Origin of the sequence: Streptomyces tibetensis (genome assembly GCF_007655005.1) — a bacterium.
GTDB lineage: Bacteria > Actinomycetota > Actinomycetes > Streptomycetales > Streptomycetaceae > Streptomyces > Streptomyces tibetensis.
In genome coordinates, this window is the sequence record NZ_SZVW01000004.1 from 309580 (window position 1) to 324151 (window position 14572).

The 14572-nt window shown below is 70.2% G+C and carries 10 protein-coding genes and 1 tRNA gene; 2 read left to right on the top strand and 9 right to left on the bottom strand.

Annotated features, from left to right (window positions below; all coding sequences use genetic code 11):
• Positions 1-11 precede the first annotated feature (11 nt).
• On the top strand, positions 12-761 hold the full coding sequence (locus FDO69_RS08660) for a class E sortase (protein WP_104779148.1): 750 nt from the start codon (positions 12-14) through the stop codon (positions 759-761).
• A 94-nt stretch (positions 762-855) separates the two neighbouring features.
• Here the strand turns inward: FDO69_RS08660 and FDO69_RS08665 are convergent, their stop codons facing one another.
• The 7 genes from FDO69_RS08665 to FDO69_RS08700 form a co-directional block, all read right to left on the bottom strand.
• Positions 856-1887, bottom strand: a complete 1032-nt coding sequence (locus FDO69_RS08665; protein WP_104779149.1) for a restriction endonuclease — start codon at positions 1885-1887, stop codon at positions 856-858.
• Positions 1888-2078: 191 nt separating this feature from the next.
• Positions 2079-4112, bottom strand: coding sequence for a Stk1 family PASTA domain-containing Ser/Thr kinase (gene pknB / locus FDO69_RS08670; RefSeq protein ID WP_104779150.1), 2034 nt, complete (start codon positions 4110-4112; stop codon positions 2079-2081).
• Between the two features lie 169 nt (positions 4113-4281).
• Complete coding sequence (locus FDO69_RS08680) at positions 4282-5760, bottom strand: peptidoglycan D,D-transpeptidase FtsI family protein (RefSeq protein ID WP_104779151.1); 1479 nt, start codon at positions 5758-5760, stop codon at positions 4282-4284.
• Entirely contained in the window at positions 5757-7214 is a 1458-nt protein-coding gene (locus FDO69_RS08685; protein WP_104779152.1) for an FtsW/RodA/SpoVE family cell cycle protein, read from the bottom strand. Before FDO69_RS08685 ends, FDO69_RS08680 begins: the two co-directional genes overlap by 4 nt.
• Before the next feature lie 22 nt (positions 7215-7236).
• Entirely contained in the window at positions 7237-8790 is a 1554-nt protein-coding gene (locus FDO69_RS08690) for a Stp1/IreP family PP2C-type Ser/Thr phosphatase (protein ID WP_104779283.1), read from the bottom strand.
• Between the two features lie 140 nt (positions 8791-8930).
• Complete coding sequence (locus tag FDO69_RS08695) at positions 8931-9446, bottom strand: FHA domain-containing protein FhaB/FipA (RefSeq protein ID WP_104779153.1); 516 nt, start codon at positions 9444-9446, stop codon at positions 8931-8933.
• 10 nt (positions 9447-9456) lie between these two features.
• Positions 9457-10326 carry an FhaA domain-containing protein gene (locus FDO69_RS08700; RefSeq protein WP_104779154.1) on the bottom strand — a complete coding sequence of 290 codons (870 nt, stop codon included), beginning with the start codon at positions 10324-10326 and terminating at the stop codon, positions 9457-9459.
• Between the two features lie 471 nt (positions 10327-10797).
• Here FDO69_RS08700 and FDO69_RS08705 point away from each other — a divergent pair.
• A tRNA-Leu gene (locus FDO69_RS08705) sits at positions 10798-10881 on the top strand.
• Positions 10882-11290: 409 nt separating this feature from the next.
• Here FDO69_RS08705 and FDO69_RS08710 read toward each other — a convergent pair.
• On the bottom strand, positions 11291-13729 hold the full coding sequence (locus tag FDO69_RS08710) for an ABC transporter permease (RefSeq protein WP_104779155.1): 2439 nt from the start codon (positions 13727-13729) through the stop codon (positions 11291-11293).
• The gene (locus tag FDO69_RS08715; protein ID WP_104779156.1) at positions 13723-14448 is read right to left on the bottom strand and encodes an ABC transporter ATP-binding protein; all 726 of its coding nucleotides are present in this window, start codon (positions 14446-14448) and stop codon (positions 13723-13725) included. Before FDO69_RS08715 ends, FDO69_RS08710 begins: the two co-directional genes overlap by 7 nt.
• Positions 14449-14572: the final 124 nt, after the last annotated feature.

Below are 14572 nucleotides of genomic sequence, written 5' to 3' on the forward strand. Positions count from 1 at the left end.
GCAGATGACCAGTGGCAGCGACCACCGACACGGACCACGAGAAGCACACCGGCGGGGCGTCCCGGCCTCCTGCGGCACGTCGCAGGCCCGGCCCGGTCGCCATGGCGGTCAGTTTCTTCGGGGAACTCCTCATCACGGCGGGCCTGGTCCTCGGCCTGTTCGTCGTCTACTCGCTGTGGTGGACGAACGTGGTCGCCGATCGGGCGGCCGGCAAGCAGGCCGACAAGGTCCGTGAGGACTGGGCCCACGGCCGGGGTGGTCCCGGTGCGCTGGACACCAAGAACGGCATCGGGTTCCTGCATGTGCCGGCGATGCGCAACGGCGAGGTCCTGGTCGAGAAGGGCACGTCGAGCAAGATCCTCAACGACGGTGTCGCCGGCTACTACACCGATCCGGTGAAGGCGACCCTGCCGATGTCGGGCAAGGACGGCAACTTCTCGCTCGCCGCCCACCGTGACGGCCACGGCGCCAAGTTCCACAACATCGACAAGATCGAGAAGGGCGACCCGATCGTCTTCGAGACGAAGGACAAGTGGTACGTCTACAAGGTCTTCGACATCCTTCCTGAGACCTCGAAGTTCAACGTCAAGGTCCTCTCCCAGGTCCCGGAGGAGTCCGGTAAGAAGAAGCCGGGCCGCTACATCACGCTGACGACCTGCACTCCGGTGTACACGAGCACGTACCGGTACGTGGTGTGGGGGGAGCTGGAGCGCGTGGAGAAGGTGGACGCGGACCGGACACCGCCGAAGGAACTGGGCTGACTGCCTGCTTCGTGGGAGGTGGGCCGCTAGCATGACGGGGGCCCGAAGCCGCAACTATCATTTGCGGCTTCGGGCCTTTGTGGTGGTCGGGTCGTCACTCCAGGACGGTCAGGGCCGCCCCGGCGCTCCATTCCTCCACCAGTCCACGGTGTACGGCGGTGATGCCGCTCTCGGCCGCGATGTTGAGGGCGTCTCGGGTGAAGGGGCATGTCGCCACGAACAGGGCCACCTCGGAGTCGTGGAGGACCTTGGCCGCTCCGAGGAACTTCTGGATCTCGGGGCTGGTGATGGAGAGGTGGGGCGCGAACCTCTTGCACTGGACGACGATGCGCCTCCCGCCGGCGGTGAGCGCGGTGATGTCGATGCCCCGGTCCCTTCCGCCGCCTTGCACGACGACGTTGGTGCAGCCGTCGCGACGCAGCAGCTCGGCGACGTGTTCTTCGAACTCGCGCCCGTTCATGGCGTCCATGGCGGCCATGACTCCGGCCAGGGGGCGGTCCTCCCGGGGGGCTTCCAGCCGCTGCAGCCGGTTGTGGTGCTGCTTCAGTCGCTTCTCGATGCGCTGGACGCCTGCCCGGAGGGCGGTGAGCTCCCGCCGGTGCTCGCCCGAGGTTTCGATCAGGGCGTTGAACAGGGGGACGACGGTCCTCCCCAGGATGTGGGTGATGCGCTGGTCGATGCGGGCGTCGAGGGAGGCGGTGTCGGCCGGGGCAGGGTTTTCCACAGGGTGTGTGCGCGCCAGGTACTCCATGTCGAGGAGGTACACACGCACCTGACGTGCGACTTCGCTGTCTCGGAGCAGCATGGCGATGTTGAGGACGGCGCGTCGGGGGAAGAGTGCGAGGGATCGGGTGCGTGACTGGATGCCACTGAGGTTCTTGAAGGACCTCAGTTCTTCGCCGGTGAGCAGCCGGTAGCCGCTGGCTTCCAGCTCGGTTCGGTGGTCCTTGACGAGTGACTTGATGGCTTCGAGACCGACGTCGAAGTACGACGCCACCATCGCTGTCGTCACGTGCATCCCGTCGGGCAGCAGAGACAGCGCTTTGACCTTGTCGAGCACGTCCGTGCGGTCGAGCACGCTGCCGCGCAGGGTCTGTGATTCCAGCAAGGCCGTTTCGTTGATCACGTTCTGTCCTCCGGCTCGTGTGGCCGGGGTGGGTTCCGATGCCCCACCCCATCCGGTGAACGAGTCGGGACATATGAAGACACGATCGACGGACGCACACTCTTGCGGGGACGTCCTCGGCCGTGAAAGGCAGAGCCCCCGGCCTCTGTGGGCCGGGGGCTCTGTGGGGTGCTGTGCGGTGAGGGGGGGGGTCAGTCGTCCTCGTTGCTGCCGTTGAGGCCGCCGAAGATGCCGCCGTTTCCGCCGCCGCCGCCGTTGTTGTTGTTGCCGCCGTTGTTCCCGAAGCCGACCGTCTGGAGGGTGATCGTCGTCCCCGCGGGGTCGTCGACCTCCTGGTCGGCGCCGGGGTTCTGGCCGGCGACGAGGGCGTTGTCGCTCTGGTCGCTGCCGCCCGCGAACTGGATGTTGGTGAAGCCGGCCTGCGCGAGGGTCTGCTTGGCCTGGCCGACCGTCTGGCCGACGACCTGCGGGACCTTGACCTTCTGCTGCTGCTTCTTCTTGCCGATCTGGATGTTCACCGACGAGTTCGGCTCGACCGATGTGCCGGCCTGGGGCGTGGTCGCGATGACCTTGCCGACCTGGCTGTCGTCGTCGGTTTCCACCTCGGTGCAGTTGCCGACCAGGTTGCTGGCCTGCATCTGCTGCTTGGCCTCATCACAGGTCCTGCCGAGCACGTCCGGGACGGTGGACTTCTGTGCCTCCTTGGCGATGATCAGGGTGATCGTGGAGCCCTTCTCCACCTCTTCGCCCGTGGTGGGATTCTGCTCCAGGACGGTGCCAGGTTTCTCGGGGGACGTCCGGGTCTTCGTTTCGACCTCGAACTTGTACTTGTCGCCCGCCAGCTTGTCCTTCGCCTCGTCGAGACTCAGGCCGGTGACGCTGGGCACCGTCACCTTGGGTGCCCCCGTCGACACGACCAGGGAGATGGTGTCGCCCTTGTTGACCTTCGTCTCGGCGACAGGGTCCTGGGAGCAGATGCTGCCCTTGGCCTCGCTGTCGCAGGGCTTGCTGGAGAAGGTCAGTTTGAGGTCGGAGTTCTCGGCCAGCTTCTGGGCGCTCTTCTTCGTCTCGCCGACGAAGTTGGGTGCCGGGAGCGTGTCGTTGCTCACGTCGCCGCTGACCGCCCACCGGCCGATCAGGATCGCCCCGACCAGGACGAGGATGCCCGCCACCACCAGCAGGATCGTGGAGGTGTTGGACTTGCGCTGCTGCCCGCGGCGTCGGTCCGGGCGGTCGTCGTAGCCGTAGCCGCCGTCGTCCGGGTTCATCGGCGGAAGCATGGACGTGGCGCCCGCGCCGGAGTCCGCGCGCAAAGCCGTCGTCGGCTGGTCGTCGGGGTAGCCGCCGTAGCCCACCGCGCCCATCGCGGCCGTCGCGGCGACCGGCTGGCCGTCGAGGCAGGCCTCGATGTCGGCACGCATCTCGTCGGCGGACTGGTAGCGGTAGTCCGGGTCCTTGACGAGCGCCTTCAGCACGATCGCGTCCATCTCGGGCGTGATCTCGGGGTCGAAGACGCTCGGGGACTGCGGCTCCTCGCGGACGTGCTGGTAGGCCACGGCCACCGGGGAGTCGCCGACGAACGGCGGACGGACGGTCAGCAGCTCGTAGAGCAGACAGCCGGTGGAGTACAGGTCGGAGCGGGCGTCGACCTGCTCGCCCTTGGCCTGCTCCGGCGAGAGGTACTGGGCGGTGCCGATGACCGCGGAGGTCTGCGTCATCGTCATGCCGGAGTCGCCCATGGCGCGGGCGATGCCGAAGTCCATGACCTTGACCTGGCCGTTGCGCGTCAGCATGACGTTCGCCGGCTTGATGTCGCGGTGGACGATGCCGGCGCGGTGGGAGTACTCCAGGGCCTGGAGGATGCCGATGGTCATCTCCATGGACCGCTCCGGCAGCAGTTTGCGGCCGGAGTGCAGCAGCTCACGCAGGGTCGAGCCGTCCACGTACTCCATGACGATGTACGGGATCGACACGTTGTCGATGTAGTCCTCGCCCGTGTCGTAGACCGCGACGATCGCGGGATGGTTGAGCGAGGCGGCCGACTGGGCCTCCCGGCGGAACCGGGCCTGGAAGGAAGGGTCACGCGCGAGATCCGCGCGCAGCGTCTTCACCGCCACGGTGCGGCCGAGGCGGGTGTCATGCGCGAGGTAGACCTCCGCCATGCCACCACGCCCGAGCACCTGGCCCAGTTCGTACCGGCCGCCGAGGCGACGCGGCTCTTCCATAGCTACCTACCAGCCCTCTCCGTCGGTCCCGACCGGCATGCTTGTACGGTCGGAGGCTGCCGTCCGGGCCTACCGTACCCGGCTCGCTTTGTGTGACCTGGCCAAGCCCGTCAGCCGATACAGGACCGGTATCGCAACGTGCACCGATGTGAAGCAGGCGTGAGCGGGGTCACTTCTTGCTGTTGATGACCGCCTCCATCACGTTCCTCGCGATCGGGGCCGCGAGGCCGCCACCGGAGATGTCGTCACGGACGGCGTTGTCGTCCTCGACGACGACCGCCACGGCGACCGGCGAGCTGCCGTCGTCGCCCTTGGCGTAGGAGATGAACCACGCGTAGGGGTTCTCGCTGTTGTCGACGCCGTGCTGGGCGGTACCGGTCTTGCCGCCCACCTTGACGCCGTCGATCTTCGCGTTCGAGCCGGTGCCCTTGTCGACGACCGTCTCCATCATCGACTGCAGGATCTGGGCGTTCTCCGGCGACAGCGGCTGGCTCAGCTCCTCGGGGTCGGTCTTCGCGATCGGGTCGACGCCGGGCGACTGGAGCTCGTCCACCATGTAGGGCTTCATCAGCTTGCCGTCGTTGGCGACCGCCGAGGCGACCATGGCCATCTGCAGCGGGGTCGCGGCGGTGTTGAACTGACCGATCGAGGACAGCGCGGTCTGCGAGGGGTTCATGTCGTCGGAGAAGACCGAGGCGTTGGCGCGGACCGGCGTGAAGTGCTCCTCGTCGAAGCCGAACTTCTTGGCCATGTCCAGCATCTTGTCGTTGCCGAGGTCGGCGCCGATCTTGCCGAAGACGGTGTTGCAGGAGTACTGGAGGGCGACCCGCAGCGTCGCGTTCTTGCAGGGGATGTTGCCCTCGTTGGGCAGCTCGGTGTTGGTACCCGTCATGGTCCACGGGTCCGGCGAGTCCGTCTTGGCGTCGGCACTCGTGTACTTGCCGTCCTCCAGCGCCGCGGCCGCGGTGACCACCTTGAAGGTGGAGCCGGGCGGGTAGGTCTCGCGCAGCGCCCGGTTGAGCATCGGGTCGTTCGGGTTGTTCTTCTTCTGCAGCTTCGACCAGGCCCCGCCGTCCTTCGACGTGGAGTTGCCCGCGAAGGACGAGGGGTCGTAGGACGGGTAGGAGGCGAGCGCCAGGATCTTGCCGGTCGACGGGTCGAGCGCCGCGACGGCGCCCTTGCCGCCCTGCCTCTTCAGGCCGTTGTACGCGGCCTTCTGGGCGGCGGCGTTCAGCGTCGTGACGACGTTGCCGCCCTGCTGCTTCTTGCCCGTGAGCATGTCGAGCGTGTTGCGGAAGAACAGCCGGTCGTCGTTGCCGGTGAGGATGCCGTCCTCGATGTTCTCGATCTGGCTGGCGCCGAAGGCCTGCGAGGCGTAGCCGGTGACGGGCGCCCACATGGCGCCGTCCTTGTAGGTGCGCTTGAACTTGAAGTCGCTGCCCGGCGTCTCGGCGGAACCGGTGATCGGCTTCCCGTCGACGATGATGTCGCCGCGGGGGGAGGCGTAGCGCTCGATGATGACGCGGCGGTTGTTCTTGTCGGTCCTGAGCTCGTCGGCCTGGACGTACTGGATCCAGTTGTCACGGATCAGCAGGGCCAGGACGAGCAGGCCGCAGAAGATCGCGATCCGGCGCAGGGGCTTGTTCATGACGGGCGGACCACCTGGGTCATCTCGGCGTCGGGGTTGGCGGCGGGAGCGGGGGCCGGGCGGCGGGCCGTGTCGCTGATCCTCAGCAGGATGCCGATCAGCGCCCAGTTGGCGATCACGGAGGAACCGCCGTACGCCACGAACGGCAGTGTCATACCGGTCAGCGGGATGAGGCCCATCACACCGCCGGCCACGACGAAGACCTGGAGGGCGAAGGCGCCGGACAGGCCGATGGCGAGCAGCTTGCCGAACGGGTCGCGGGCCGCGAGGGCGGTGCGCACACCGCGCTCGACGATCAGACCGTAGAGCAGCATGATCGCCATGACGCCGGCCAGGCCCAGCTCCTCGCCGAAGGTGGCGAGGATGAAGTCGGAGTTGGCGGCGAAGCCGATGAGGTCGGAGTTGCCCTGCCCGAGGCCGGTGCCGAGCGTGCCGCCGGAGCCGAAGGCCCACAGGGCCTGCATGGCCTGCTCGGAGTGGACGACGCCGTCCTGGACTCCGGCGCGGGAGAGCGCGAACTCGCGCGCCGGGTCGAGCCAGGCCTGCACACGCGTCTGGATGTGCGGCTCGAAGCTCGCCACGCCGACGGCGCCGACCGCGGACATCAGCAGACCGAAGACGATCCAGCTGGTCCGCTCGGTGGCGACGTACAGCATGATGATGAACATCCCGAAGAACAGCAGGGATGTACCGAGGTCGGTCTCGAAGACCAGGATGAGGATCGAGATCGCCCAGACCACGAGGATCGGACCGAGGTCGCGGCCGCGCGGCAGGTACAGGCCCATGAAGCGGCGGCTGGCCAGGGCCAGGGCGTCTCTCTTGACCATGAGGTAGCCGGCGAAGAACACCGCGAGGACGATCTTCGCGAACTCGCCGGGCTGGAGCGTGCCGAGGCCGGGGATCTTGATCCAGATCTTGGCGCCGTAGATGTTCGCGCCCAGTCCGGGCACGAGCGGCAGGATCAGCAGGAACAGCGCACCGGCCATCGAGATGTATGTGTAGCGCTGCAGGACGCGGTGGTCCTTCAGGAAGATCAGCACGACGACCAGCAGGGCGACGCCCATCGCGGAGTACAGCAGCTGCCGGGGAGCCGCCTCGACGAACTGCTTGCTCGCCTGCAGCTTCTCCGACTGGTCCAGGCGCCAGATGATGACCAGTCCGAGCCCGTTGAGCAGGGTCGCCAGCGGCAGCATCAGCGGGTCGGCGTACGGCGCGAACTTCCGTACGGCGAGATGGCCGACGCCCGCGAGCAGTCCGAGCCCGAGCCCGTAGCTCAGCAGGCCCGGCGGCACCGAGTCGTGGAGGGCCAGGCCGACGTTGGCGTAGGCGAACACCGGGATGACGACGGCGAACACCAGCAGCGCGAGCTCGGTGTTGCGCCGGCTCGGCGCGCCGATGGCGCCGATCGTGGACGTGTGGTGCGTCGGCGAGTGCGACGTATTCGTACCGCTCATCGTGTGACAGGGCCTCTCACGGCTACTGCTTACCGCACAGCGAGACGACCTTCTGCTCTTCCTCCGAGAGGCTGGGGCCGGGGCTGGGGGTGGGTGCGGTCGTGGTCGGGGGCGTGGACTTCTCCGGGGCCGACGGTGAGCCCGACGGGCTGGACGGGTTCGGCGTCGGTGTGGCCTTGGACGTGAAGGAGGCGGGAGTGGTTCCCGTGGTGCCCCCGGCCTCGCCTTCGCCGGTCTTGGAGTTGTTCTTGCTCTCGGCGTCGCGCCGCTGCGCCTCCTTCTTGCACGCGGAGGCCTGCACCGACAGTTCCTGGATCTTCGCCTGGGCGTTCTTGAGTCCGCCCTCGGGGATGGTCGCCTCGACCAGCTTCTGCTGGTAGGGCGGCAGGTACTTGAGTTCGATCTCGGGGTGGTCCTTCTCGACGTCCGAGAGTGAGACCCAGGCCAGGTCCTGGCTGATGCCCCGGTACAGCGCGACGTGCTCGTCCTCGGTGCCGACGTAGTACTGCGTCTGCGTCCAGCGGTATCCGCCGTAGAGTCCGCCGCCGACGACGGCCAGCGCGAGGGCGGCGTAGAGGGATCTCTTCAGCCAGCTGCCCTTCCTGCGGCGGGGCTTGGTGAAGTCGTCGTCGCCGTAGTCGAAGCCGGCCGCGGGGATGTAGCCGGTGGTGTCGCCGGAGCCGGGCGGGCCGAACTCGCCGCCTCCGCCGCCGCGGCCGTGGCGGCCGAGCCCGGAGGCGCGGCCCGCGGGGGTCTGCATGATGCCGTTGTCGTGCAGCTGGTGCTGGTTCTCGGCGACGGCGCCGACCACGACGGGGGTGTCGGACAGCTGCCCCGCGAGGGTGTCGCCGGTGTCGAGGTCGAGGACGTCGGCGATGATGACCGTGATGTTGTCCGGGCCGCCGCCGCGCAGGGCCAGCTCGATCAGGTTCTGGACGGTCTCCTGGGGGCCCTGGTAGCTGGCGAGGGTGTCCTCGAGGGTCTGGTGGGACACCACGCCGGACAGGCCGTCGGAGCAGATCAGGTAGCGGTCGCCGGCGCGGACCTCGCGGATGGACAGGTCCGGCTCGACGTGGTCGCCGGACCCGAGGGCGCGCATCAGCAGCGAGCGCTGCGGGTGCGTGGTCGCCTCCTCCTCGGTGATACGGCCCTCGTCGACCAGGCGCTGCACCCAGGTGTGGTCCTGGGTGATCTGGGTGAGGACGCCGTCGCGGAGCAGGTAGGCGCGCGAGTCGCCGACGTGGACCAGGCCGAGGCGCTGGCCCGTCCACAGCAGGGCGGTCAGGGTCGTCCCCATGCCCTCCAGCTGGGGGTCGTCCTCGACCATGGAGCGCAGCTGGTCGTTGGCGCGCTGGACCGCGGTGCCGAGCGAGGTGAGGATGTCGGAGCCGGGGACGTCGTCGTCGAGGGCGACGATGGTGGAGATGGCTTCTGAGGAGGCGACCTCACCGGCCGCCGCGCCGCCCATGCCGTCGGCGATGGCGAGCAGGCGCGGGCCGGCGTATCCGGAGTCCTCGTTGCCCTCCCGGATCATGCCCTTGTGCGATCCGGCCGCGAAGCGCAGTGACAGACTCATGCGCACCTCGCCTGTCGGCTCCGGGTACAGCCGGTCGTGTCGAGCCACACTGCCCACCCTCCGGTCGGGAGCGCGCGGGGGGCCGGGGTGGGGCCCGCCACTGCGTGCTCGCTCCGCTCGCGCCTATCCATGATGTAGCACTACTTCCGCAGCTCGATGACGGTCTTGCCGATGCGGATCGGCGCGCCCGGTGCAATCGGTGTGGGAGTCGTCAGCCGGGACCGGTCCAGGTATGTGCCGTTGGTGGAGCCGAGGTCCTCGACGATCCACTGGCCGTCGCGGTCCGGGTAGATCCTGGCATGGCGGCTGGAGGCGTAGTCGTCGTCCAGCACGATCGTCGAGTCGTGCGCCCGGCCCAGGGTGATGGTCTGGCCCTGGAGCGCGACCGTGGTGCCGGTGAGGGTGCCTTCGGTCACGACCAGCTTGGTGGGGGCGTTGCGGCCCCGGCGACCGCCGGCGGGCTGCTGGCGCTGCTGCGGCGGTGCCTGGCGGGCGGCGGCCTGCTGCTGCTGGCGTCCCGCCTCGCGGCGCGAACCGCGCTGGGTGACACGCGTACCGAAAAGGTCGCTGCGGATGACCTGCACGGCCACGATCACGAACAGCCACAGTACGGCCAGGAAACCCAGCCGCATGACCGTGAGGGTCAGCTCTGACATTGCCCCCGCTTCACCCTTCGGCTTGCCGGTAAATGATGGTGGTGCTGCCCACGACGATCCGCGAGCCGTCGCGGAGCGTAGCGCGGGTGGTGTGCTGCCCGTCCACCACGATGCCGTTGGTGGATCCGAGATCCTGGATCGTCGAGGGCGTTCCGGTCCGGATCTCGCAGTGCCGGCGGGAGACGCCGGGGTCGTCGATCCGCACGTCGGCGTCGGTGCTGCGGCCCAGTACGAGCGTGGCGCGGGAGATCTGGTGGCGGGTGCCGTTGATCTCGATCCAGTGGCGGGTGCGTCCGCCGGCGGCCGGGGCGGCCGGGGGCCGCTGGCCGCTCGCGGCGGGTGGGTAGCCGTAGCCGCCGGGGCGGCCGCCGGGTGGCGGTGAGGCCGGCATGGGCGGGGCGCCGGAGGGCGCCGCGGACGGCGGGTAGCCGTAGCCACCGGGGCGTCCGCCCTGCGGGGCGGCGGGTGCGGCGCCGCCGCCTCCCGGGCCGCCCTGCTGGCTGCTGGAGGAGGCGAGCGTTCGGCTGCGCACCCGGTACAGGCCGGTGTCGAGGTCGTCCGCCTTCTCCAGGTGCACCTTGATCGGGCCCATGAAGGTGTAGCGCTGCTGCTTGGCGTAGTCGCGCACCATGCCGGCGAGCTCGTCGCCGAGCTGGCCGGAGTAGGGGCTGAGCCGCTCGAAGTCGGGCGTGCTCAGTTCGACGATGAAGTCGTTGGGTACGACCGTCCGGTCGCGGTTCCAGATCGTGGCGTTGTTGTCGCACTCGCGCTGGAGCGCTCCGGCGATCTCCACGGGCTGGACCTCGGACTTGAACACCTTGGCGAAGGTGCCGTTGACCAGACCTTCGAGACGCTGCTCGAACTTCTTCAGGACTCCCATGAGGCACCTCCTCCGTAGCTGCCGTCCTGTGTACTGCCCAGCGGGCCGCTTGGCTGGTACTGCTTACTGATCGTATCCACGCGCCGCTCGATCGGCTGGTTCCCCCTGTCAGCCCCGCCGACGGGTGTCGACGCATGACGAAGTTCCCTGTGGAGCTCTTCTTCGAACTCCTCCGGTGCTACTGCTGCGCGTATCCGCCTCCGGTATGCCTGACAAGGATCGTAGAGGCGGCTGAAGACCAGTGTCCCGCACCTGACTGTGGACCCCGACCCCTCCTGCGGAGACGGCGGGTACCGGTACGAGGTTGATACGTGAACCGGTACGCGTTGATACGTGGCAGGGACATCGAAGGTTCGGCAGGGGGTCTGCCTGCGGGGATAAGGGATGTGAACCCACCCCTTCCAGCGTGCTAATGTTCTGGGTGTCGGAAGGCGCCCGCCCCAAGGGGCAGACGCCCAGGACACACCCAATGCGCGGGTGGCGGAATAGGCAGACGCGCTGGATTCAGGTTCCAGTGCCCGCAAGGGCGTGGGGGTTCAACTCCCCCCTCGCGCACCGTCGAGAACGGGCGGCATCGATCAGATGCCGCCCGTTCTTCGTGTTTGCGGATGTGACGGTTGTCTCGCGTGGGTCCGGGGTTCCGGTCGTGTGAGGAAGCTCTCAGGCCTGCTCGGCCCGGCCGTCCCCCGCCCGGTGTCCGCCCCGGGGCGAAGCGTTCCCGCCCGACCGGCTCGTCGAGGAGGCGGTGCGGGGAGCCGGGGCCGGTGCGGGCGTTCATGTCCCGCTGGTGCAGGGGCTCGCCGCAGGCGGAGCGGATGAGCCGGGCCTCGGTGTCGTGGGCGCAGGGCCGGTGGTGCAGGACGACCGGGGCGCCCTCGTCGCCGGCCGTCCGGCGGTCGCCCCAGGCGTTGATCGCGGCGAGGACGCCGAAGAAGTCGGGGCCCTTGTCCGTCGGCGGGGTGGGCTATTGGCGCATCCCCGCCAGGTCCGCCGGGCGGCGGCGCAGGGCCAGGGCGGCGGGGACGGTCGCGCAGACCACGGCCAGCAGGGCGCAGGCTGTCGCCGTCGTGCCGAGCGCCTGCCACGGCAGGGTGACGGTGGGCTGCACCGACAGCAGGCCGAGGGCGCCCCACATGCCGGCCAGGTTGAGGCCCGTGACCAGCACGCCCAGGAGCGCACCGGCCGCGGTGGCCGTCAGGGCCTCGGCCGCGGTCAGCCGCAGCACCTGCCGGCGGGTGGCTCCGGTCAGCCGCAGCACGGCCAGGTCGCGGACCCGGTCGGAGGCCGCCATGACCGTGGTGTTGGCCACGGAGATGCCCGTGTAGAGCAGAGCGATGCCGAGGACCAGGAAGACGCCGAGACGGGTGGTGCGGTTGGTTTCCGGCTGGGTGGCGTCGATCCACGCATCCCGGGTGAGGACCCGGCCGCCTCCCGCACCGGCCGCCTCACGCAGGGCGGCGGCCACGGTGCCGGGGGCGGCACCCTCCTCGAGCGCCACGTCCACGCGGTCGACCGTGGCGCCCGGGGCGTTGCGCGGGGTGACGTAGACGCCGTTGCCGCCCGTGCCGGTGGGCATCACCGCGGCGACGCGGAGGGTGCGGGGTGTTCCGTCGCCGAGCCATACCCGGACCCGGTCGCCCACCCGGTGCCGTTGCCACTCCTCGTTGACGATGATCGACTCGTCGTCGAGGTCGCTCGTCCTGCCCGCGCCGATCGGCAGGCGGCTGGTGGCCGCCAGGCCGGCGGGGGTCGCGGCGCGGGCCTCGGAACGGATCAGCGCCACACCGTCCTCCAGGACGGTGACGGCCGTCGACGACGTCGCTGAGATCCGCGCGCCCGGTACGGCACGCAGCCTGCTCAGGGTGGCGGCGTCGAAGCCCCGCCCGGCGGCCGGGGTGACGACGAAGGCGGCGGTGGTGCGCTCGCTCGTCTCGGTCGACTTCGCGTGGTTCAGCGTCGCGGTGGCGCCGAGGAGGGAACCGGCGAGCGCGACCGTGACGAGGACGGGGGCCGCGAGGGCGGCGGTGCGGCGTGCTCCGGTGGCCGTGTTCGCGCGGACCAGCATGCCCACGGCCGAGGGGAGGCAGGCCAGCAGGCGGGTCAGGGGCCGCAGCACCACGGGCGCGAGCAGGGCGGCCGCGGTGATCAGCAGCATCGGGCGGCTGATGTACGTCTTGCGGTGGAGCAGATCGGACGGGTCGCCGGCGAGGGACAGGGCCAGGGTCACGGCGGCCGCGAGCAGGAGGACCGTGCCGCAGAGCAGGCGTCCCCGGGTCAGCGGGCCGCTGTCCGCCGCCGCCTCGCGCAAAGCCTCGGTGGGGGCGGTACGGCCGGCCCGCCAGGAGGCCGCGGTGGCTCCGCCCAGGGCGACGAGCAGGCCCGTCCAGAAGGCCGCGTGGTAGGGCCACGCATGCTCGCCGATGGTGAACCAGGCCGGGGCGAGGCCCTCCTCGACGACCCGGGCCGCCAGCAGCGGCGCCCCGTAGGAGCCCAGCGCGCAACCGGCCACCGAGGCGAGGACGCCGACGGCGAGGGCCTCGGCGAGGACGGCCCGGCGGAGCTGGGCCGGACTCGCCCCGGCGGTGCGCAGCAGGGCGAACTCCCTGCGGCGCTGGGCGACCGCGAAGGCGAAGGTCGACGCCACGACGAAGACGGACACGAAGGCGGTGACGCCGCCGGCGGTGCCGAACAGGGCGTTCATCGCGGTGAGCGCCTCACGGTCGCGGCCCGGGTCGGCGTCGGCGAGGCGGCGTGCCGTGCCGGTGAGCACCTGGGCGCTGTCGCCCACCGCCGCGCGTACGGACGCCGGGTCGGCCTGCACGACCGACTGTGTGGAGGACGGGTGCAGTTGTGCGGCGCGGGTGTCCGTGAAGAGCACGGCGTTCTCGAAGCCGCGGGAGGTCAGCGTGCCGACGACGCGTACGGTGCCCGCATCGGTGCGGATGCGCCGGCCCGGGCGTGCCCAGTCGCCGGTGACGGTGACCTCGCCGGCCGTGCGGGGTGCCCGGCCGGAGGCGAGGTCGTACGGGGCGAACGCGGCGGTGGACCAGGGGTGGCCCACCAGGTCGGCGGGGGCGCCCTTTGCCCGGACGGGAAACGAGCGGTCCTCGACGACCGTGCCCAGCGTCCGCAGCCGCGCGACGGTCGTGGCCGGTACGGGACGCGGGTGCGCGAGCCGGGACTCCCGGATGCCGATCGGGGTCGGCACGCGCAGGGTGTCCTGTCCCTTGACCACGACCGGCGCGGCGGCGAAGCGTTCGGGACCGCGCTCCGGGGCGCCGGCCGTCGAGGCCAGGGCCAGGCCCATCACGGTGAGCAGCGCCACGCCCAGCGAGAGTGCGACGAAGCTGCCGGTGAAGGTGGTCCAGCGGGTGCGCAGGGTGCGCAGGGTGACGCTCAGCACGGCACGGCCTCCAGGTGGGTCATGCGGAGGGCGATGGCGTCGGCGTCGGCGCCCGTCAACTCCCCGCTCACGCGGCCGTCGACGAGGAAGATCACACGGTCGGCGTACGCGGCGGCCACCGGGTCGTGCGTGACCATGACGACCGTCTGGCCCTCGCGGTCGACCATGTCCCGCAGCAGGCCGAGCACCTCGCGGCCGGTACGGGTGTCCAGGGCGCCGGTCGGCTCGTCGCCGAACAGCACGTCGGGCCGGGTGATCAGCGCGCGGGCCAGGGCGACGCGTTGCTGCTGGCCGCCGGAGAGCTGGGCAGGCCGGTGCCGGGCCCGGTCGGCGAGATGGACCTGTCCGAGCGCCTGGCGCACCCGGGATGCGGGGACGCGGCGGCCGGCCAGGCGCAGGGGCAGGGCCACGTTCTGCTCGGCGGTCAGCGAGGGCAGCAGGTTGAACGCCTGGAAGACGAACCCGACGCGCTCGCGCCGCAGCAGGGTCAGCCGCCGTTCGCTGAGCCCGGTGAGTTCGGTGCCGGCCACGGTGACCGACCCGGAGGTGGGCCGGTCCAGCCCGGCCGCGCACTGGAGCAGCGTGGACTTGCCGGAGCCGGATGGGCCCATGACGGCGGTGAAGGTCCCGGCGGGGAACGACAGGGAGACCCCGTCGAGTGCGGTCAGGGATCCGTATCTCCTGGTGACCGAGTCCAGCCGGACGGCGTCGTGTGTCATGGGTTCCCCCTGGTGTCGGTGTCGATCTCCACGAAACCGCGCGGGGAGGGGCCGACGCAGTGCGGCAGGGCCTAGACCTGGGGTAGGGCCAGGCATACCCCAAGGCCTCGGTCCGGCCCCATGG

Bases quoted from the DNA above. Each gene is read 5' to 3' on its own strand.
- FDO69_RS08680 (WP_104779151.1), bottom strand. From the start codon at position 5,760: ATGAACAAGCCCCTGCGCCGGATCGCGATCTTCTGCGGCCTGCTCGTC.
- FDO69_RS08700 (WP_104779154.1), bottom strand. From the start codon at position 10,326: ATGGGAGTCCTGAAGAAGTTCGAGCAGCGTCTCGAAGGTCTGGTCAAC.
- pknB (WP_104779150.1), bottom strand. From the start codon at position 4,112: ATGGAAGAGCCGCGTCGCCTCGGCGGCCGGTACGAACTGGGCCAGGTG.
- FDO69_RS08690 (WP_104779283.1), bottom strand. From the start codon at position 8,790: ATGAGTCTGTCACTGCGCTTCGCGGCCGGATCGCACAAGGGCATGATC.
- FDO69_RS08685 (WP_104779152.1), bottom strand. From the start codon at position 7,214: ATGAGCGGTACGAATACGTCGCACTCGCCGACGCACCACACGTCCACG.
- FDO69_RS08695 (WP_104779153.1), bottom strand. From the start codon at position 9,446: ATGTCAGAGCTGACCCTCACGGTCATGCGGCTGGGTTTCCTGGCCGTA.
- FDO69_RS08715 (WP_104779156.1), bottom strand. From the start codon at position 14,448: ATGACACACGACGCCGTCCGGCTGGACTCGGTCACCAGGAGATACGGA.